Here is a 19,225-nt window from a genome sequence, read left to right on the forward strand (position 1 = left end):
GCCCTACACGTCTCCGCCGCGCCGCGCCGGCGCGGCGGCAAGCCTGCATTCGCCGAATTCATCCCATGTTCCAATTCCTGATCGACACGCTCCTCCGTGCGTCGGACCTTGCGCTCATCGCGCTCGGCCTCAGCATGGTGTACAGCCTCGTCAAGTTTCCCAACATCGCCCATGTGCAATACGCCATGCTGGGTGCGTACCTCACGTGGACACTGCATGCCAGCGGGGTTCCCCTCGCGCTGGCCATCGCGCTGGCCGCGCTCGCCACGGGCGCGCTGACGCTGGCCACGCATCTGCTGGTGTTCCGCCGACTGCTGCGGTCCGGGCCGGCCATTGCCATGATCGGCTCGCTCGCGGTCTCCATGCTCGTGGTGGCCGTCGCACAAGGCCTGGCGGGCTCGTTCCCGAAGATGTTCAACCTGCCGCTCGAGGCGCCCCTCGTGGTGTTCGGCGCGCGCCTGACTCACACGCAATTGTGGTTCGTCAGCGCGACGCTGTTGCTGCTCGCGTTGTACGCGTCGCTGCTCTTCTACACACGGGTCGGCCGCGCGATGCGCGCGCTGGCGTGCAACCCCGCGCTGGCCGCGGCCTCGGGCCTGAATGCCGCCCGGCTGACGCAGCTTGCCGTATTCGGAAGCGGCGCCGTAGCGGGCTTCGGCGGCAGCATGCTGGCGTTGTCGACCGGCGCACACGTGAACCTCGGCCACGACCTGCTTCTGCCGGTGTTCGCGGCCGCCATTCTCGGCGGCCTCGGCAACCCGCTTGGCGCGGTCGCGGGCGCGGTACTGATCGCGCTGACCGAAACCGTGGTGACCAACCTCGATTTTGGTTGGGCGGTCGGCAAGACGATCGCCTTCCTGCCGGCGTCGTATATCGGCGCGGCATCGTTCCTCATCCTGCTGCTGGCCTTGCTGTTCAAGCCCTACGGCCTGTTCGACCGCGAGGTGCGCCGTGTTTGATTTCCTCATCTCTTCCCTCACGCTGGCCGGCATCTACGCCATGATGGCGCTCGGCCTCAACCTGCAGGCTGGCTACGCGGGCCTGCTCAACTTCGGGCATATCGCATTCGCGGGGCTCGGCGCCTACGCCACGGGCATCGCGCTGCAGGCGGGTTGGCCACCGCTCGCGGGTGTTGCCGGCGGCATGCTGCTGGCGATGCTGTTGGGCTGGTGCATGGCCAGGCTCGGACGCAAGCTCGGGTCGGACTACTGGGGCATCGCCACGCTCGCCATCGCGGAGATCCTGCGCACGGTGGCGCTCAACGAGGACTGGCTCACCGGCGGCGCCAATGGCATCAGCGGGTTGTCCTCCCCGTTCGATGCGCTGGGGCGCCCATGGAATGCCCTTGCCTTCCTGATCATCGTGGCGGTGGCCGCGGGTGGGCTTGCGCTCCTGTGCCGACGGCTTGGCAATGGCCGCTTCGGGCGTGCGCTGCGACTGATGCGGGAGGAGCCGCAACTCGCTGCCTGCCTCGGTTACAACACGTCGGTGCTGAAAGCCCGCGCCGTGATGTCCGGCGCCGCGCTGACCGCGCTCGCAGGCAGCTTCTACGTCTATTACATGGGCTTCGTCGGTCCCGATTACATGCTTGCATCGGAGACGTTCATGCTCTGGACCATGCTGATGATCGGCGGCCTGGGCAATACCGCCGGCGTGCTGGTAGGCGTGGTGCTCGTGCAGGCCGCTTACGCGCTGGTGCCTTTCGCCAAGGATTACCTGCATTTCAGTTCGGACCTTGCTGGCGCCATGCGGCTGGGTCTGGTGGGACTGATTCTGCTTGCCTGCCTGTTGTGGCGCTCCGAGGGCCTGGTCCCCGAACGACTGAGGAAGATCGCATGACCATCGCAGCCAACGAAACGGCACAGAAGACTCGGACGCTGCTCGACGTGCGCGGCGTAGCCAAGGCATTCGGCGGCAACAAGGTGTTGCAGGATGTGAGCTTCGGCATCGGCGCTGGCGAAATCGTCGGATTGCTGGGGCCCAACGGCTCAGGAAAAAGCACGCTGCCCAATACGATCACGGGCTTCGAAACCATCGACAAAGGATCGATTCATTTCGCGGGCAGGCCGATCGACCGCTTGCCCGCGCACAAGATCGTGTCGGACGGCATCGGCCGCACCTTCCAGTTGCCCTCCATGCCGACGAAGATGTCGGTCATCGAGGTGGCCATGGCAGCGGCAATCGAACACGCCGGCTTCTGGGGCACCCTGCTGAATACACCCGCCACCCGCGCCGCCGAGCGTGACGCGCGCGAGCGTGCCGATGCGCTGCTCGACGAGTTGTTGCTCACGCGCGTGCGCGATCTGCCCGCCGCCGCGCTGTCCGGCGGCCAGAAGAAGCTGCTCGGCATCGTCTGCGCGCTCATGCTGCGCCCGAAGATGCTGATGCTCGACGAGCCGACGGCGGGGGTTCACCCCAATCTGCGGCGCGACATCGTAAGTGCGCTCCAGCGCCTCAACACGCAAGGCATGACCATTGTCATCGTCGAGCACGACATGCATTTCATCCGCGACGTCTGCACGCGCTGCGTGGTCCTCGACCGCGGTCACATCGTGGCAAGCTGCGCGCCGACCGAGCTAGCCAGCAACCCACGCGTCCTCGAAGCGTATCTTGGCGGCGCCGCCGCGGCGCAGAATCAAATGGAGTCCGCATGATCGAAGTCAACAATGTCGTCGCGGGCTATACGCCCGAGGTCGACATCCTGCGCGGCATGACACTGCACGCGAACCATGCCGAGATCGTCACGCTCCTGGGCCCCAACGGTTGCGGCAAATCGACACTGCTCAAGACCGTTGCCGGCTTCCTGCTGCCACGAACCGGTTCGGTCACCATCGACGGCAAGGATGTGTCGCGCGAACCCGTGCACCACAAGGTGCGGCACGGCGGCGTGGGCTTCGTCCCACAGACCGACAACGTGTTCAGCGCACTGAGTGTGCGCGAGAACCTGCTGATCGGCGGGCAGTTTCTTCCCGAGCGCGAAGTGCGGGCGCGCGTGGACGAACTCTGCGAACTCTATCCGGTACTCCGTCGCAAGCTGAACGCACCGGCCGCGTCGATGTCCGGCGGCGAGCGGCAGATCCTGGCGCTCGCCCGCGCGCTGATGCCACGCCCGCGCCTGCTGCTGCTCGACGAACCGTCCGCCGGGCTCTCCCCCAAGGTATTGCTCGAGGTATTCGAGGCGATCCGGCACGTGAGAGCGAAGGAGGAAGTCACGATCCTGATGGTGGAGCAGAACGCCATGGAGGCGTTGCGCATTTCTGACCGCGCCTACGTGCTGTCGCTCGGCGCGGTGGCGTTGACTGGCGATGCCGGCGCGCTGATGGCGGACCCGAAGGTGCGCGAGCTGTACCTCGGTGGCCGCGCCGATTGATCTACCTGGTAACTAGCATGGAACGGAATCTGAACGTAGCGTTTGTCGGCGGTGGCAGCATGGCCACCGCACTGATCGGCGGTCTTGTGAAGGGCGGCCTTCCGCCCGAGTCCATCCACGTGGTGGACCCGGTTGCGGCGGCGCGGACGCACCTGGCCGACGCATTCGGCGTCAGCACGGCGGAGGCGCCCTGCAAGCGGCTCGGCCGGTGCGATATGGTCGTGTGGGCCGTGAAGCCCCAGCATCTCGCGGTGGCAGCCGTGCAAGCCGCGTCCTTCACCGCGAACGCCCTGCACGTGAGCGTCGCGGCCGGGGTAGACGTCGCCACCTTGCAGCGCTGGCTCGGCGCCGCGCGCGTCGTACGCGCGATGCCCAATACACCGGCGCTGATTGGCATGGGTATCACGGGATTGTTCGCCGCCGATGAGGTCAGCGCGAACGATCGGTCGCAGGTGGAAATGCTGGTGGCCTCCACGGGCCGCTTCGTCTGGGTGTCCGAAGAGCGGTTGATCGACGCCGTGACGGCAGTATCGGGTTCCGGTCCTGCCTACGTCTTCTACGTCATGGAAAGCATGGTGCGCGCCGGCGTCGAAATGGGCTTGTCGAACCAGCAGGCCGCTGAACTTGTGGGCGCGACGGTTGCGGGTGCCGCCGCGCTGGCGGCCCAGTCCAATGAGCCGCTCGAGTCCCTGCGCGCGCGCGTCACGTCACGGGGCGGCACGACCTTCGCGGCCATCGAGTCCCTCCAGTCCGCAGGCCTGCAACAGACCTTCATCGATGCCATGTGGGCGGCCAACCGCCGCGCCGCCGATCTGAGCGCACAGCAAGCGACGCGTCAGTAGACCTCGGATTTATCTAACAGTCATGATTACTGCGTATGGGTTTGACGCACCGCCCCGCCAGCCAGCAAGGAGACTCAGAACTGAGCGTGTGCGCGTATGCCATAGACCCGCGCCGGCCCGCGGTCCCGGTTGTAGCCGGGATGCCGAATAAACTGGATATCGGGGCTGATATAGAGATGCGGAACCGGGCGGAAGCTGTAGAACGCTTCCAGTACCTGTTCGGGCCCATATCGCAGTTGGCCATCACCGAGGAACCCGCCCAGCCCGCCTGCCGCGAGATAGGCGCGATGCTCTGGCGACAGGCCATTGATGGCTGCGGCAAGGCCGATGCCATCCATGGGCAGGCCCCATCCGCCGCCGTGGAGGATGCCCCCTGCTGAAGCGCTTCTACCCACCTCGGTAAATGCATAGCTCTCCGTCTTGTCGTCGGCCCAGTCCGCCCGGACGTAGATCCCCAATGCCTCGCCGATCTTCTGTTCGAGACTCACCCCAACGCCCACCTTGGCGTGCTCGCGCCGAACCTCGCCGACATCGGGTGGGCTACCGGTGCGTGCCGCGAGCGCGAGGGCATCGGAGAATGCGCCCATGTGCGCGTGATTTCTCCACACCAGCACGCGAATCTTGCCCGCTTGCCCGGAAATGTCGTACCCATGCTCGAGTTCGAGCATGTCGCCATAGTGTTCGAGGAGACGTGTATCGAGCTGAAGGCCGTTCGGCTCGCGCGGCTGGAGAAAGCGCCCGAGGCGCACGGCCCACTCGTCGTCGATGTACTCGAGCGCAGCGCCCCACGTGTAGCCCCGCGCGTCCGCCGGATAGTCGAACGAGGCGTGAGAAGCAAACGATGTGTTGAAGAATTCGGTGCGGGGATCGTGCGCATACTCCAGGCTGTTGAACACGTCCAGCACCGAGAAATTGCCGGCGGTCAGCACGATTCTCCGTTTGTCCTGCTGGCCTGCGAGCTTGTGGATGGCGGGCTCGACGGCCTCGCTGCCCCCGCCGAGCCCAAACTCCTGCCGGAGGAAAAGGCGGGCGCGATAGATCGTTGGATTCGCGTCGGCGGCCTTGGCCAGTTCGGCATTGGCCAGCCCACCGAGGCCCTGGGAGTTGGAGAAGGCGACGCCCTGCAGCAGCTCTGGGTCGAAATAGACGGACGCGCCTTGCCACAACCGCAGGCCGAAGCTTAGCGTAGCGGTCCAGGAGTATCCATGTTCGGGAGAGGCGGACAAGCTCTTCGGGCCGCTGTAGTCAGCAGGAAACCCGGGCTTGAACTGACGAATATAGGTTGTCTGCCCGTGTACCGACGCCTGCTCCTCTGCCTTGGCCTTCTCGTGATCTTCCGCGGGGGCGACCGCTTCGAGGCTCGCCGTCGGGTCTTCCGGTTCCGCGGACTCGGCCATGCGACAGAAGCCCGTCAGGACGCATGTCAGCAGGACCGCGTGGAGCAGGTTTCGCAGTGACATGAAGGCGCTCCGACAGCATGCCGGCCTCGATGGATGGATGCCTCATGAATACGGCGCCGTGTCCTGGGGCGGCTGTCAGACGGCGGCTGAATCCGATGTCGGACGTTCGCGATGTTTGCCCTTTTCCAGCTGTTAACGCCGCGTGCGGGGCGGCGCGCAAGAGCCTCTGAGCACGAGTTCGGTAGGAATCTGAATGCGCGTCCGTTCGGGCTGGATTTCACCCTTGAGCTGGCGCAGCAGGATGCGCGCGGCTTCATCGCCGAGCGCGTGTGCGTCGTAGCGGATCACGGAAACGGGCGGCGTGGCCAACTGCGCGAGTTCGCTGTCGTTGGAGACGATCAGGGACACATCTTCGGGGACGCGCAGATTGTTGATGCGAATGGCTGGCAGAAGGCCCGACAGCAACGGCGTCCCCAATCCGATGATCGCCGTCGGAGGGTCGGATAGCCCGAGCAGCATTTGCGTCTCACGATACGCATAATCGGCCGAGAAACCGTCGAGCCGCAATAGCTTCGGGTCCACGGGGAGTCCCGCCTGTTCATGCGCCTGCTGCAGGCCGAGCAGCCGGTCACGCGCCACGCGATTGCCGCGGCCGCCGGTGATCATGGCGATGCGACGATGCCCCAGGCTGATCAGATACTCAGCGGCCTGTCTGGTGCCACGCAAGTGGTCGGCGCCGACCGCATTGACCTGCGCATCGAGCTCGCGCTCGAGCAGCACGACCGGCAGGCTCCCCGAGCGGACCTTGGCCAGCACCTTGCTGTTCGATTCATCCTGCACGGCAAAGATGACGCCATCGGCGCCACGCTGCCGAAACAGGTCGAGGAGCGCGAGCTCGCGCTCGCTGCTGCCATCGCTGCTGGCGACCATCAGCATGTACCCCTGTTCGGTCAGTACGCTCTCGGCGCCTTTCACCATCGAGGAGTAGATCGGATTGCGGATGTCCGAGAAGATGAATCCGACCATGCGCGCGGAGACGCCCCGCATGCTCTGGGCCGCCATGCTCGGCTTCCAGCCCAGTTCATCGATGGCAGCCTGAACGCGCGCGCGCACGTCCTCGGCGACTGTGGGTACTCCATTTGCCACGCGCGACACCGTTGCGATAGCGACGCCCGCTGCGCGGGCAACATCGTGGACAGTGACGCGCTTGGTCAAATTCGAATCCGGTCAATAGGCTTCTTGGAACAGGGTCCGGAAGTCCGCGAGCGTGGTCTTCCGGGGATTCCAGCGATTATAGTTTGCCTTGACGCAGAGGTCGGCCATGACCTCGAACTTGTCGTCGGCCACCCCCGCGTCGCGCAGTCGCCGCGGGATGCCGAGATCCGCGCAGAGCGTCTCGATCGCCTCGATGGCCATGCGTGCCGCATCGAGCATCGGCATCCCCTGGACCGGCCTGCCCATGGCGGCGGCAACGCGCGCGTACTTCGCCGGGTTTGCAAGCAGGTTGAATCGCGCGACCGTCGGCAGGCACAGGGCATTGGACAAGCCGTGGGACAGGTGATATTCGGCACCGATGAAACGGGCCATGCAATGGACGTTGCCCAGCCCGGTCTGCCCGAACGTGATGCCGGCCAGCGCGGATCCGCACAGCATGTTCGTCGCGGCCTCGATATTTTCGCGATCGGCCACAAACTGGCGGATGTTGGCGGCGAGGAGTTCGATTGCCTGAATATTGATGGCGTCGGTAATCAGATTCGCCTGGCGCGAGAGGTACGACTCGAACGCGTGGACGAACGCGTCGATGCCGGAATGCGCCGCCACGTGAGCGGGGACCGTCCGCAATGCCAGGGGATCGAGGATGGCGAAGGCAGCAGGGTTCAGCGCCGCATGCCGGATCGACATCTTCAGGTTCTTCTCCGTATCCGTGATGACGCAGGATCCGGAGACCTCCGAGCCCGTACCGGCGGTCGTCGGAATCGCAATCAAGGGCGGCGGCGCGATCGAAAATTTCTCGATGCCTTCATAGTCATGAATGCGGCCACCGTTGGCCAGCACGACGCCGACCGCCTTGGCCACGTCGATGGTGCTGCCACCGCCGATCGCGAGAATGACGGTGGCCTCGTGCGCGCGACACACATCGAGTGCGCGCTGCACGGTGATGGCACTCGGGTCGGGCTCGATGTCGGAATAGCTGGCGATGGCCACGCCCTGGCCTTCGAGAAGCGCCACCACGCGCGCGTAGAAATCGCTGGCGAGCAGCGCCGCATCCACGGCAATGAATACCCGCTTGCCGCCGCGCTCGCGAATGATGTCGCCGATGCGCTCATGAGAGCCGGCGCCGATATGGATGCGGGTCGGACAGAAGAATGTGGAGATGTCGGTAATGGGCATGAAAACGTAATGCAGAAGTGTTGAATCAATCCGTTGCGGAGAAGCCCGATGCGATCGTGGTCCAGCGTCGCGTTTCCGTTTGCACGAACGTCGTGAGGGCGGTGGGGCTCATGCCTCCGGGTTCCGCGGCCATGTTCTGCAGCGTGGTCTGCATGGACGGATCCTTCATGCTTGCGACCACGGCGTTGTAGATGCGATCGCGGATGGCCGGCGGAAGGTTGCGCGGCGCGGCGAGGCTATACCAGGTGCTCATCTGATACCCGGGCACGCCTGCCTCGCTGAGAGTCGGCACGTCGGGCAGGAAGCGCGTACGCTGCGATGTCGTGACGGCCAGCGCCTTGATATTGCCACCCGCAAGCTGGGCATTGGCAGAGGCGGCGGAATCGAGTGCGAAGACCACGCGACCGCCGATGATGTCGGTCATCATGGGCGATGCCCCCTTGTACGGCACGTGCACGGCATCGAACGAGGCTTGCTTCTTGAGCAACTCGGCCGACAGATGCTGGGTCGTCCCGATACCGGCGGAGCCGAACGTCGCTTCGCCGGGATGGCTTTTCAGGTAGGCGATCAACTCCTTGACGTTGTTGACCGGCAGCGATTTGCGCACGATCAGGACATTCGGCACGACGGCGACTGTCGTGATATGCGTCATATCCTTCTCGAAGTCGTAGGGCAGATTCTTGTACAGCGCGGACGCCGCCGCATGCCCGACATTCGCGAGCAGCAAGGTGTAACCGTCGGGCTGCGCCCGCGCCACCATCGCGGCCCCGAGGGTGCCCCCGGCGCCGGGCCGGTTATCGACGACGACGGACTGGCCGAGCTCCTTCTGCAGTTGCGCGGCAACGGCGCGCGCGACGATATCGGTCGTGCCGCCCGGCGTGAAGGGGGCGACGATCGTGATCGGTTTGGTCGGCCAGTCCGCGGCAACCGCCACGTTGGCCGTCGCGGCGAAAGCCACCGCAATGCCGAGGGAACGCACGAGCTTTGTGAGGGGATGAAGCATGTCTGTCTCCGAGTCTTATTTGTTCTCGCCGGTTGCCGGCGTTCTGCATAAAGAGGGTGCTGGCTAGTCGAGCCGGATGTTCATTCCCGAAAGCAGCGTGCGCCAGTTCGCCACGGATCCCGCCAGAAGCTCGGCCGCCCCCTCCGGGGTTTGCTGGCGTTCGGCAGGAACTTCCACGCCCGAAGGGCCGAGCTTGGCCTGCGTCTGGGCATCGCCGATCGTCTTGCGCAACGCCTGGCCCAGTCGCGCCACGACGGCTGGCGGGGTTCCCTTTGGCGCGAGCACCATGTTCCAGATGTCGTAGTGCAGATCGGGAAATCCCGACTCGCCGGCGGCCGGGACGTCGGGAAGTGCCTTGATCCGTTTCGGACGCAGCACCGCAACGCCGCGCACCAGTCCCGACTTGATGAAGCTCGTGGAGGTGGTGGTGCTGTCGACGAGGTAGTCGATATGGCCCGCGGCAACGTCGTTGAGCGCCAGGCCCGCCCCGCGATAGTTGGCGATACTGACCTTGACCCCAAGCTTCGCATTCAGCAGGACACTGCCGAGAAACGATCCGGAGCCGGTGCCTGCCGCGCCCGCGTTCATGGTTGCGGCGTGCTGCCTGGCGTAGGTGGCGAACTGATCGAGACCCGTCACGGGAAGATCCTTGCGGGCCGTGACGACCTGCGGTGCATCGCCGACGGAGGCTAGCGGTATCAGGTCCTTCAGGACGTCGTAGGGCAACGATTTGTATAGCGTGGCGTTCGCGGCCAGTGTGCCGACATTGCCGATCAGCAAGGTGTAGCCATCGGCGGGCGCCCGGACCGCACGCGCAGTGCCCAGCGTGCCGCCCGCACCGGGGAAGTTCTCGACGACGACAGGCTGCCCGAGGTCGCGTGCCAGTCCTTCGGCGATCACGCGCGCGAGGATGTCGGTCGGGCCGCCTGCCGCGAAAGGTACGATGAGCGTGAGCGGGCGATTCGGATATGGCGTCTGGGCGAGGGCGGACGCGGCGGCGCCGAACGGTGCTGCCGCGATAGCGGCAAGCAGCATGCGACGCCGGCGCGAATGCGCGCCCTGCGACATGCCCTGAGATGGGGTTCGCGTTTCGCGCATCACGGATTGAACACGACGAGGCGTTCTTCGGTCATCTCCCGCATGGCGTAGTGCGGGCCTTCCTTGCCGAAGCCGCTGTCCTTGACGCCGCCGAACGGCATGACGTCGGAGCGGGCGCTGGACGTCTCGTTGATCTGCACGGTGCCAAAGCGCAGCGTTGCCGCGGCCTTCAGCGCGCGGTCGATGTCCTGCGTAAAGATGCCGGCGGCCAGCCCAAAGGGCGTGCTGTTGGCGCTGGCGAGCGCGGCGTCGAAGTCGTCGAACGGCCGGAGGGCGATCAACGGGGCAAACGCCTCCTGGCACCACACGCGACCTTCTTCGGGCACGTCTTTCATGATGACCGGATCGATCACGGAGCGCCTGCGGGTGCCGCCACAGAGGACCTGAGCCCCTGCCGATGCCGCTTCCCGAATCCACGTCTCGGCGCGTATCGCGGCCTGCTCGGTAATGAGCGGGCCGACGCGCGTGGCCGGATCGCGCGGATCCCCGGCCACCAATGTTCCGGCGAACTCGACCAGCCGCTCGGCAACCTCGGTGGCGACGCGGGCGTCAACGTACAGGCGCTGGACGGAGGTGCATACCTGTCCTGCCTTCCGGAGTCCGGCATTGGCGATCTTCGGAATGGCCCGGTCGAGGTCCGCGTCGGCGGCGACGAACGTGCTGGCGATGCTGCCCAGCTCCATCTGTGTGCGCCGCAGGCCCGCCGCCCGCTGAATGATCTTGCCCACGCGCGTGCTGCCTGTGAACGTGTAGAAGGCGACATCGTTTTCTTCGAGCAGCCATGTGCCGACCGTTTCGCCTTCCCCCTGAAGAATGGAAAGGAAGGGTGCGGGCATGCCGGCTTCCAGCAGGACTTCGCCCAACAAGGCACTGGTGAGCGGCGTGAAGGCGGAAGGCTTGAGCACGACGGCGTTACCGGCCGCGTAGGCGGGAGCCACCTTGTGGAGCACGGTGTTCAGCGGCGAGTTGAAGGGCGTGATGGCGCATACCACGCCCACCGGAAAGCGTTGCGTGAAACCCAGCCGCCGATGCGCGCCGGGGCTGGCGGCAAACGGCACCATCTCCCCGGTCAGTTGAGTGGCTTCATTCGCGCAGAGGGTGAGCGTCACCTTGGCGCGGTCGACCTCGGTATGGGCATCGACGAGCGTGAAGCCCGCTTCCGTGGTCATCGCATCGACGAAACGGGCGCGCTGGGTCTCGAGCAGTTCGGCGGCCCGCCGGAGCGTCACGCTACGGTCGAACGGCGCGGGGGCGCCCGCATCCACTGCGGTTTTGGCGATCCGCACGGCCCGCGCGACATGGTCTCGGGTCGCCGACGACACGACCGCGATGGCCTCGCCGGTGAACTTGTCATGGACTTCAAAGCTGTCTTGCGAGTCAGTCCAGCTGCCGTCGATGAGCGAGCCGGTCGGGGGGAGGGAGGTGCTGGGGAGTCGGGTGTTGCGCATTAGCGATCTCAAAGAAAACGTTTTCTCAATGATCGGGGCGTGGGCGGAATATGTCAATGTGGCGTGGGAATGGGTAAACCCCGATGATTTCGCGATATTTGGAACATCGTAAGCTCGGCACCGATCGGTCGGCACCTATCGAAAAGCGCCTCATAAGACATAATACCAGTCGGACGAGAAATCGTTTTCTACGCGGGCGTGCCCGCGCGGGCAAACATCGCCATCTGTTGAGATCCTCAACGATTTTGTATGACTCGTACGGCATCGGCCCGCATTGCCAGGCGCCTGCTCGCTTATCGTTCTGTCTCACTTCAGACGATTCACCCGCATGTACACCAAAGGCACATTTCTCGAATTGCAGTTCTCCGCTCGCCGGCTCAACGACGCGGCGGGGGAGCCCTTTTGGATCGATCTTTCGCGCGAGGAAGCGCGGGCGTTGTGCGAGGCGTTGCAGCGGCGCCTCGACGAGGCGCTTCCCGATACCGCGCCGCCGCTCGTCGTGCCATTGGACGTCGTGGCCGACGTGGCCGCCGACGTGGCGGCGCCCGGCAAGGCCGTGAGCAAGCCCGCGCCATCGGCCGATACGGAATTCCAGCAATGGGTCTGCCTGCTTTGCGGGTGGGTTTACGACGAAGCGGAAGGGGTGCCCGAAGAGGGGATTCCGCCCGGCACGAAATGGGCGGACGTGCCCGATGACTGGCGCTGCCCGCTGTGCGACGTCGGCAAGGAGGACTTTGCGATGGTGCCTCTTTGACGGCGCGGGCGGGATGAAGACTGCCGTGGCGTAAATCTTGCGTGACGAAGCGTCCTGCTCGATCAAGCGCCCGCAGAGCGCACCCTCGCATGCCTTCCCCTTCACAGCCGCCCACCCCGGCCCGCAGTCCCTCCGCGCCGCTCAACCTCCGCCAGATCGAGGTCTTCCACGCCATCATGGTGGCCGGCTCGCTGAGCGAGGCCGGCCGCATGCTGTGCGTGTCGCAGCCCGCGATCAGCCGCGTGCTCGCCACCATCGAGTCGCGCATGCGCTTTGCATTGTTCGATCGCGAGCGTGGGCGGTTGCATCCGACCCCCGAGGCGCATCGGCTGTTTGCCGAGGTGCGGCCCATTCTCGATGGGGTGCGCCGCTTCAACGAGGTGGCGGCGAGTCTCGCCGAGCATGGCGACGGCAAGCTCTCGATCGTGTCGAGCCCGAGCTATAGCGAATGGCTGATGCCGCGCGCGATCCAGCGCTTTCGCCACAGGCATCCGTCGGTACGCGTGCACTACCGGCCATTGCCGTCCGACGCGCTGATGACGTTCGTGGCGCAAGGGCATGCGGACCTCTGCATCGCGTCGATGGCACCGCCGGAAGGCTCGGAGCTGCGCGCGCGCGAGATCGGCGAAGGCAACATCATGTGCGCGGTGCCGCGTGGCCATGCGCTGGCCGAGTACGCCGAGCTGACCGTGGACGATCTGCGCGGCTCGACCTTTATCGGCTACGGCGGCGATACGCCGTTCGGCCGGCTCTCCGCGCGGTTCCTCACGTCCGAGCGCGGCACGCTTGCCCCCGATATCGAGATCCGCTCGACGCCCGAGGCGATGGCGCTCGTGCGCGAAGGTGTCGGGGTCGCGCTGATGGAGTCGTTCGGCTACACCCCCGAGGGGGCCGGCGATATCGTGCTCAAGCCGATCCGGCCGGCGCTCGCCCACAAGATCTACCTGATCCACTCGCGCCAGCAGGCGATGTCCACGCTGGCCAAGGGCTTCGTCGCGACGCTCACGCATCTGCTCGACCGGCAGGCGGGGTAAGCGTGCCCGCGTGTGTGGCGGCCTTGCGACGACGGCGGCCGAAGCGGCATCAATGTTTGTCGGAAACCCATAACGCACGGTTATGGGTCATGGATGGCGAGATCGCCCCCGGCTGGCCGGCAGCCCTTGCGCCGCAAGGCCGGAGCACCCGGAATCCCTTGCCGGGCAGGGCCTGCCGGCGCGCGGGCCGGGCGCTTTCGGCGCGATGGCGGCCTCCCTACACTGGCCCTGCCTTCAACGTCAGATGCCCCCGCACGCCAGATCCATGACCCGACTCATCACCGTAGCCGCCGCCCAGCTTGGCCCGATCCAGAAACACGAGGGCCGCGACGTTGCGGTTGGCCGCATGGTGCGGTTGCTCGAACGCGCACACCAACGTGGTGCGCAGGCGGTCGTCTTCCCGGAACTGGCCCTGACGACGTTTTTTCCGCGCTGGTATCACGAGGACCTCGACGAAGCCGAAGGCTGGTACGAAACCGAGTTGCCGTCGCCGGCCACCCAGCCGCTGTTCGATGCGATCCGCAAGTATGGGCTGACCGTCTACCTCGGCTACGCGGAAATCGCATTCGAGCCCGATGAAACGGGCATCGTGCGCAAGCGCCGGTTCAACACGTCGGTCGTCATCGCGCCGTCGGGCGAAATCATCCTCAAGTACCGCAAGGTCCATCTGCCGGGCCACGCCGAGTTCGCGACGCACCGCAAGGTGCAGCATCTGGAGAAGCGCTACTTCGAGATCGGCAACCTCGGCTTCCCCGTGAAGCGCGCGCCGATCGGCGACGTCGATGTGAACCTCGGCATGATGATCTGCAACGATCGCCGCTGGCCCGAGTCGTGGCGCGTGCTGGGCCTGCAGCAGGTGGAACTGGTCATGCTGGGCTACAACACCCCGAGCATGAATCAGGAGAACCGCGGGTTCGAGGCCCATCACCTGCGCGTGTTCCACTCGCAGCTTTCGATCCAGGCCGGCTGCTACCAGAACGCGACGTTCGCCGCGGCGGTGGCAAAGGCGGGGAACGAGGATGGGCACGAGCTGTTCGGCCACTCGATCATCGTCAATCCGCAGGGCGAGATCCTCGCGCAGGCCACTACGTGGGACGACGAACTGATCGTCGCCGACTGCAACCTCGACCTGTGCGAGCTGGGCCGCTCCACGGTGTTCAACTTCGAGAAGCATCGCCGCATCGAAGCCTATGGCCGCATTACCGAGCAGACGGGCAGCGAGGCGCCACCCGTGTGGACGCCGGCATCCGCATGATGGAGGCCTCGATGCAATCGACAGTCCGTCCGGCGTTGCCCGCCACGATTCATCACGAGATGCTCGGCGAGATGCGCGTGCCCGTATTCGCCGATGTGGAACGCGCCGCGGGGGCGCTGGCTCCGCATATCGTGCGGACGCCGCTGCTGCGCAGCGCGCGGCTCGATGCATTGGCCGGCGCGCCGGTATGGATCAAGCCCGAGTGCCTGCAGGTCACGGGCTCGTTCAAGGCGCGCGGCGCGTTGAACGCCTTGCTCGCGATGGACGATGCCACGCGGGCGCGCGGCGTCATCGCGTATTCGACGGGCAATCACGGCCAGGCCATCGCATGGGCCGCCAAACGTCTTGGTGTGGAAGCCACCATCGTGATGCCCGTGGATGCGCCGCGCAACAAGGTGGAACGCGCGCTGGCGCAAGGCGCGCGCGTCGTGCATTACGACCGCCGCCATGAAAGCCGCGAGACCATCGGCATGCGTCTGCTCGACGAAACCGGCGGCACGCTCGTGCCGCCCGGCGATCATCCCGATGTGCTCGCGGCACAGGGCACGCTGGCGCTGGAAGCGCTGCAGGACCTGCCATCGGGCGCGCGCCGCAACCTCGGCACGTTTGCCGCGCCATGCGGCGGCGGCGGCATGCTCGCGGGTTGCGGGCTCGCGATCGAAGCCATCAGTCCCGGCACGCGCCTCGTCGCCGCCGAGCCCGCCGCATTCGACGATACCGTGCGTTCGCTGCGCAGCGGCCAGCGCGAAACCAACGCGGCGGGCGCCGCATCGATCTGCGACGCGCTGCAGGCCGTCACACCGGCCGAGCTGCCCTTCGCGATCAACGGCCGTTACCTCGATGCCGCCCATGCGGTCAGCGACGAGGAAGTCGCTGCCGCGATTCGCTTCGCGCTTGAGGAACTGCGGCTCCTCGTCGAACCCGGCGGCGCCGTTGCGCTGGCGGCCCTGCTTGCCGGCCGCGTCGACCTGGCCGGCCGCGATGCCGTCGTGGTGCTGTCCGGCGGCAATATCGATCTTCCTCTTCTACAAACGATGCTGCAGTCCACTGCGGCCGCGATGCACGGGAACTGAGACAACCCGTGCCCATGCCGGCGCATGCGCCGGATTACCACCAACGTGCGGCCAACCCCGCCGAATCAGGAATCGCATCATATGTCTCCCAACCTCAACCCGTTCCGCAAGTTCGCGCGCATGGCGCTTGCCGCCGCCTCGCTGCTGCTGTCCGCCCAGGCGTTCGCCGCCTACCCCGAGCGTCCGATCCAGCTGATCGTGCCGTTCAACGCCGGCACCACACCCGATATCGTGTCGCGTCTGCTCGCCGAAGCCGTGGGCCGCGACATCGGGCAGCAGATCGTCGTCATGAACCGCGTGGGCGCGTCCGGCATCATCGGTACGCAGGCCATCATCAATGCGCCGGCCGACGGCTACACGATCGGGTTTGCCAACGTGGCGACGCTGGCCATCAACCAGTCGCTGTACAAGAAGCTGCCATACGACGCGGACAAGCAGCTTGCGCCCGTGGCACTCACCGGCTACGTGCAGAACGTGCTGGCCGTGCGCAAGGACCTGGGCGTCAAGAGCGTGGCCGAACTCGTGGCCAAGGCCAAGGCGGCGCCGGGCAAGCTGGCCGTGGCATCGGGCGGTAACGGCACCACGGGGCACCTGAGCGCGGAGATGTTCAAGTCGATGGCCGGCGTGTCGATCACGCATGTGCCGTACAAGGGCGGTCCGGAAGCCGACCTCGCGGTGCTGCGCGGCGAGGTGGACCTCGTGTTCGAGAACATCACGTCGATCTCTCCATACCTCAAGAACGGCAGCGTCGTGCCGCTGGCCGTGACGGGCAAGGAGCGCGACAGCCGCCTGCCGCAACTGCCGACGATGGCGGAGAGCGGTCTCAAGGACTATCAGGCTGTGGCATGGACCGGCTATGTCGCGCCGGCCGGTGTCGATCCGCAGATCCTCGACATGCTTAACCGCGCGTTCAACAAGGCAGCCAATTCGGATGCCCTCAAGGCACGCCTCGCGGACATGGCGTACGAAGTCACCACCGGCCCGCGCAGCGCGCTGTTCGACCTCGCGCACAAGGAGCGTCCGATCTGGGCTGGCGTGATCCGCATGTCCGGCGCGACGCTGGACTGACGATCATGGCGGACTTCGACGTGGTGCTGCGCGGCGGCGCGGTGATCGATGGAACGGGCGCGCCGCGCTTCGATGCGGACGTGGGTATCGAGGGCCAGCGCATCGCGGCGATCGGCGATCTGTCCGGCGCGCGCGGTCGCGTCGACCTCGACGTGGGCGGGCATATCGTGGCGCCCGGCTTTATCGACGCGCATACGCACGATGACCGCTATCTGATGCAGAACCCGCTGATGCCGGCCAAGCTCAGCCAGGGCGTGACGACCGTGGTCACCGGCAACTGCGGCATCAGCCTGGCGCCGTGGTGTGCCACGCCGGGGCAGACCGTGCCACCGCCGCTCGATCTGCTCGGCGAAGACGCGTCCGCGTTTCGCTATACGGTGTTCGGCGACTACCTCGATGCACTCGAGCGCGCGATGCCGGCCGTCAATGCGGCATGCCTCGTGGGCCATACGACGCTGCGCGTGGCGGTGATGGACCGGCTCGATCGCGCGGCGACCGATGCCGAGATCGGTGCCATGCAGGCATTGCTGCGCGATGCGATGGTGGCGGGCGCACGTGGCATGTCCACGGGTGCCGCCTATCCCGCGGCCATGCCGGCGCCCACCGACGAGATGTCGCGCGTGGCTTCGGCGATGCGGGGCTTCGGCGGCGTGCATGCGAGCCATATCCGCGACGAGGGCGATCGAGTCTGCGATGCCATCGACGAGGCCGTGACCATCGGCGCGGCGGCCGAAGCGGGCACCGTGGTGTCCCATCACAAGCTGATTGGCCCGAAGAATCATGGCCGCTCGGTGGAAACGCTCGGGCATCTGTCGCAGGCGATGCGCCATCACTGCGTCGGCCTCGACTGCTATCCCTATCAGGCGGGTTCGACGATCCTGCGCAAGGATCGCCTTGCGGTGTCGAGCCGCGTGATCGTGACGCGTTCCCAGCCGCATCCCGAGTACGCGGGGCAGGACCTCGATGCGATCGCCGCGCAGATGGGGCTGTCGCCGGAAGACGCCGTCGACGCGCTGCAACCGGCCGGCGCCATCTACTTTCTGATGGATGAGGCCGACGTGCGCCGCATTCTGGCTTTCCCGCAAACGATGATCGGCTCCGATGGCCTGCCGCACGATCCCGTGCCGCATCCGCGCCTGTGGGGCACGTTTCCGCGCGTGCTCGGGCACTACAGCCGCGACGTCGGGCTGTTCCCGCTCGAAACCGCGGTGCACAAGATGAGCGGCCTGACGGCGCGCCATTTCGGTCTCGAGGGCCGTGGCGTGCTGGCCGAGGGCAACTACGCCGACATCACGGTGTTCGACGCCGCGCGTATCATCGACACCGCGACGTTCGAGCAGCCGGTGGCACAGGCCGCCGGCATCGTGTGCGTGCTCGTCAATGGCGAGCTCGCATGGCGCGACGGCGCCGCGACTGGCGCGCGCGCCGGCGCGGTCCTTCGGCGCCGCCCGGCGGCTTGACGCTTTCCATCCACTCCATCGGCATTCAACGCTTCATGACGCAACCCGCGCAATCGGGTTTCCACTTCGCCTTCAACATCACGAACCTCGACGAGGCGCGCCGCTTCTACGGCGACGTCCTGGGCTGCAAGGAAGGCCGCAGCACCGAGACCTGGGTCGATTTCGATTTCTTCGGCCACCAGATCTCGCTACACCTCGGCAAGCCCTTCGACACCGCCCGCACGGGGCGCGTCGGCAATGCGATGGTACCGATGCCGCATTTCGGGATCATCCTGCTGCTGCCGGACTGGCGCGCGCTGGCCGACCGCCTCACGGCGGCCGGTACCGAATTCGTCCTCGCGCCGCAGGTGCGCTTCGAAGGCGAGCCGGGCGAACAGTGGACCATGTTCTTCACCGACCCGTTCGGCAACCCGATCGAGGTCAAGGGGTTCAAGACCTGGGAAGCGGTCTACGCGCATTGAGCTTCAGGCTTTCGGCGCCCGCAGTGGTGCGGGCGGTACGACGGTCGCAATCTCGCCGGTCTTGACGTCGTAGACGAGGCCCGACACCACGACGTTGTCGGGCAGCTTGCTATTGGCCCGGAGCGCGGTCACGTCGAGCGCGACGGCCTTGTACGGATCGGTGACCGCCAGTTCGTCGAGGCCGGAGGCCTCCACGCCGAGATGGTCCGCGAGCAACGCGGGCGCGTGATGATGGCAGCCGATGATGCCGCAATCGGTGTGCTGCAGCAAAACGAGATTGCGCGCGCCATCGGGTCGGCCCGCGGCCTTCGCGACCACACCCAGAATGGCAAGCGTCTCCAGCAGCGGCTTGTTCACGCGACCGCCGACATTGCGGATGACGGCCGCCTCGCCCTGCTTCAGGCCCAGTACGTTGGCCGGATCCACACGCGGATCGACACAACCGACCACCACGGTGCCTGTGGACGGCATCATCTTGAGTTCGGGGGCGAACGCGGTCTTTGCAAACTCGGCGTTGCGTTCCAGCATGACATCGTTGAAGTCCATTTTCCAAGCTCCTCAGGCCAGT

At 66.1% G+C, this 19,225-nt stretch carries 19 protein-coding genes; 12 read left to right on the forward strand and 7 right to left on the reverse strand.

Annotated features, from left to right (window positions below; all coding sequences use genetic code 11):
* Positions 1–65 precede the first annotated feature (65 nt).
* Genes FOB72_RS28455 through proC form a run of 5 tightly spaced genes read left to right on the forward strand, consistent with a single transcriptional unit; the run spans position 66 to position 4,212 of the window.
* Entirely contained in the window at positions 66–959 is an 894-nt protein-coding gene (locus tag FOB72_RS28455) for a branched-chain amino acid ABC transporter permease (protein WP_150376476.1), read from the forward strand.
* On the forward strand, positions 952–1,839 hold the full coding sequence (locus FOB72_RS28460) for a branched-chain amino acid ABC transporter permease (protein ID WP_150376478.1): 888 nt from the start codon (positions 952–954) through the stop codon (positions 1,837–1,839). Before FOB72_RS28455 ends, FOB72_RS28460 begins: the two co-directional genes overlap by 8 nt.
* On the forward strand, positions 1,836–2,654 hold the full coding sequence (locus FOB72_RS28465; protein ID WP_150376480.1) for an ABC transporter ATP-binding protein: 819 nt from the start codon (positions 1,836–1,838) through the stop codon (positions 2,652–2,654). Before FOB72_RS28460 ends, FOB72_RS28465 begins: the two co-directional genes overlap by 4 nt.
* The gene (locus FOB72_RS28470; protein WP_150376482.1) at positions 2,651–3,370 is read left to right on the forward strand and encodes an ABC transporter ATP-binding protein; all 720 of its coding nucleotides are present in this window, start codon (positions 2,651–2,653) and stop codon (positions 3,368–3,370) included. The genes FOB72_RS28465 and FOB72_RS28470 overlap by 4 nt, the downstream gene beginning before the upstream one ends.
* A gap of 17 nt (positions 3,371–3,387) precedes the next feature.
* Positions 3,388–4,212 (forward strand): pyrroline-5-carboxylate reductase, encoded by an 825-nt coding sequence (proC, locus tag FOB72_RS28475; protein ID WP_150376484.1) that lies wholly within the window; start codon positions 3,388–3,390, stop codon positions 4,210–4,212.
* Between the two features lie 74 nt (positions 4,213–4,286).
* Here proC and FOB72_RS28480 read toward each other — a convergent pair whose 3' ends face one another.
* From FOB72_RS28480 to FOB72_RS28505, 6 genes are all read right to left on the reverse strand, one after another.
* Positions 4,287–5,672, reverse strand: coding sequence for a carbohydrate porin (locus FOB72_RS28480; RefSeq protein ID WP_150376486.1), 1,386 nt, complete (start codon positions 5,670–5,672; stop codon positions 4,287–4,289).
* A gap of 132 nt (positions 5,673–5,804) precedes the next feature.
* Positions 5,805–6,827 (reverse strand): substrate-binding domain-containing protein, encoded by a 1,023-nt coding sequence (locus FOB72_RS28485; RefSeq protein WP_150376488.1) that lies wholly within the window; start codon positions 6,825–6,827, stop codon positions 5,805–5,807.
* A 12-nt stretch (positions 6,828–6,839) separates the two neighbouring features.
* Positions 6,840–8,003 carry an iron-containing alcohol dehydrogenase gene (locus tag FOB72_RS28490; protein WP_223851609.1) on the reverse strand — a complete coding sequence of 388 codons (1,164 nt, stop codon included), beginning with the start codon at positions 8,001–8,003 and terminating at the stop codon, positions 6,840–6,842.
* A gap of 25 nt (positions 8,004–8,028) precedes the next feature.
* Entirely contained in the window at positions 8,029–9,006 is a 978-nt protein-coding gene (locus FOB72_RS28495) for a Bug family tripartite tricarboxylate transporter substrate binding protein (protein WP_150376490.1), read from the reverse strand.
* A 63-nt stretch (positions 9,007–9,069) separates the two neighbouring features.
* Entirely contained in the window at positions 9,070–10,041 is a 972-nt protein-coding gene (locus FOB72_RS28500) for a Bug family tripartite tricarboxylate transporter substrate binding protein (protein WP_223851610.1), read from the reverse strand.
* A gap of 62 nt (positions 10,042–10,103) precedes the next feature.
* Positions 10,104–11,552 carry an aldehyde dehydrogenase family protein gene (locus FOB72_RS28505; RefSeq protein ID WP_150376494.1) on the reverse strand — a complete coding sequence of 483 codons (1,449 nt, stop codon included), beginning with the start codon at positions 11,550–11,552 and terminating at the stop codon, positions 10,104–10,106.
* A 328-nt stretch (positions 11,553–11,880) separates the two neighbouring features.
* On the opposite strand from FOB72_RS28505, the gene FOB72_RS32905 reads away from it, so the two are divergent.
* The 7 genes from FOB72_RS32905 (at position 11,881) to FOB72_RS28540 (ending at position 18,657) form a co-directional block, all read left to right on the forward strand.
* On the forward strand, positions 11,881–12,306 hold the full coding sequence (locus FOB72_RS32905; RefSeq protein WP_150376496.1) for a rubredoxin: 426 nt from the start codon (positions 11,881–11,883) through the stop codon (positions 12,304–12,306).
* An 89-nt stretch (positions 12,307–12,395) separates the two neighbouring features.
* Positions 12,396–13,340: a LysR substrate-binding domain-containing protein gene (locus FOB72_RS28515; RefSeq protein WP_150376498.1), complete on the forward strand. Its 945-nt coding sequence runs from the start codon at positions 12,396–12,398 to the stop codon at positions 13,338–13,340.
* A 265-nt stretch (positions 13,341–13,605) separates the two neighbouring features.
* A complete protein-coding gene (locus FOB72_RS28520; protein WP_150376500.1) occupies positions 13,606–14,595 on the forward strand; it encodes an N-carbamoyl-D-amino-acid hydrolase in 990 nt (329 codons plus the stop codon).
* Between the two features lie 11 nt (positions 14,596–14,606).
* Positions 14,607–15,668: a threonine/serine dehydratase gene (locus tag FOB72_RS28525; protein ID WP_223851611.1), complete on the forward strand. Its 1,062-nt coding sequence runs from the start codon at positions 14,607–14,609 to the stop codon at positions 15,666–15,668.
* Positions 15,669–15,749: 81 nt separating this feature from the next.
* On the forward strand, positions 15,750–16,736 hold the full coding sequence (locus FOB72_RS28530) for a Bug family tripartite tricarboxylate transporter substrate binding protein (RefSeq protein WP_223851612.1): 987 nt from the start codon (positions 15,750–15,752) through the stop codon (positions 16,734–16,736).
* Between the two features lie 5 nt (positions 16,737–16,741).
* Positions 16,742–18,196, forward strand: coding sequence for an N-acyl-D-amino-acid deacylase family protein (locus FOB72_RS28535; RefSeq protein ID WP_150376502.1), 1,455 nt, complete (start codon positions 16,742–16,744; stop codon positions 18,194–18,196).
* 35 nt (positions 18,197–18,231) lie between these two features.
* Entirely contained in the window at positions 18,232–18,657 is a 426-nt protein-coding gene (locus FOB72_RS28540; protein WP_150377519.1) for a VOC family protein, read from the forward strand.
* A 3-nt stretch (positions 18,658–18,660) separates the two neighbouring features.
* Here the strand turns inward: FOB72_RS28540 and FOB72_RS28545 are convergent, their stop codons facing one another.
* On the reverse strand, positions 18,661–19,203 hold the full coding sequence (locus FOB72_RS28545) for a carbonic anhydrase (RefSeq protein ID WP_150376504.1): 543 nt from the start codon (positions 19,201–19,203) through the stop codon (positions 18,661–18,663).
* Positions 19,204–19,225: the final 22 nt, after the last annotated feature.

It is taken from the genome of Cupriavidus pauculus (assembly GCF_008693385.1).
GTDB lineage: Bacteria > Pseudomonadota > Gammaproteobacteria > Burkholderiales > Burkholderiaceae > Cupriavidus > Cupriavidus pauculus_D.

Coding starts and splice junctions, on each gene's coding strand:
- FOB72_RS28455 (WP_150376476.1), top strand. CDS start 66: ATGTTCCAATTCCTGATCGACACGCTCCTCCGTGCGTCGGACCTTGCG.
- FOB72_RS28465 (WP_150376480.1), top strand. CDS start 1,836: ATGACCATCGCAGCCAACGAAACGGCACAGAAGACTCGGACGCTGCTC.
- FOB72_RS28470 (WP_150376482.1), top strand. CDS start 2,651: ATGATCGAAGTCAACAATGTCGTCGCGGGCTATACGCCCGAGGTCGAC.
- proC (WP_150376484.1), top strand. CDS start 3,388: ATGGAACGGAATCTGAACGTAGCGTTTGTCGGCGGTGGCAGCATGGCC.
- FOB72_RS28480 (WP_150376486.1), bottom strand. CDS start 5,672: ATGTCACTGCGAAACCTGCTCCACGCGGTCCTGCTGACATGCGTCCTG.
- FOB72_RS28490 (WP_223851609.1), bottom strand. CDS start 8,003: ATGCCCATTACCGACATCTCCACATTCTTCTGTCCGACCCGCATCCAT.
- FOB72_RS28495 (WP_150376490.1), bottom strand. CDS start 9,006: ATGCTTCATCCCCTCACAAAGCTCGTGCGTTCCCTCGGCATTGCGGTG.
- FOB72_RS28500 (WP_223851610.1), bottom strand. CDS start 10,041: ATGCTGCTTGCCGCTATCGCGGCAGCACCGTTCGGCGCCGCCGCGTCC.
- FOB72_RS28505 (WP_150376494.1), bottom strand. CDS start 11,552: ATGCGCAACACCCGACTCCCCAGCACCTCCCTCCCCCCGACCGGCTCG.
- FOB72_RS32905 (WP_150376496.1), top strand. CDS start 11,881: ATGTACACCAAAGGCACATTTCTCGAATTGCAGTTCTCCGCTCGCCGG.
- FOB72_RS28515 (WP_150376498.1), top strand. CDS start 12,396: ATGCCTTCCCCTTCACAGCCGCCCACCCCGGCCCGCAGTCCCTCCGCG.
- FOB72_RS28520 (WP_150376500.1), top strand. CDS start 13,606: ATGACCCGACTCATCACCGTAGCCGCCGCCCAGCTTGGCCCGATCCAG.
- FOB72_RS28525 (WP_223851611.1), top strand. CDS start 14,607: ATGCAATCGACAGTCCGTCCGGCGTTGCCCGCCACGATTCATCACGAG.
- FOB72_RS28530 (WP_223851612.1), top strand. CDS start 15,750: ATGTCTCCCAACCTCAACCCGTTCCGCAAGTTCGCGCGCATGGCGCTT.
- FOB72_RS28535 (WP_150376502.1), top strand. CDS start 16,742: ATGGCGGACTTCGACGTGGTGCTGCGCGGCGGCGCGGTGATCGATGGA.
- FOB72_RS28540 (WP_150377519.1), top strand. CDS start 18,232: ATGACGCAACCCGCGCAATCGGGTTTCCACTTCGCCTTCAACATCACG.
- FOB72_RS28545 (WP_150376504.1), bottom strand. CDS start 19,203: ATGGACTTCAACGATGTCATGCTGGAACGCAACGCCGAGTTTGCAAAG.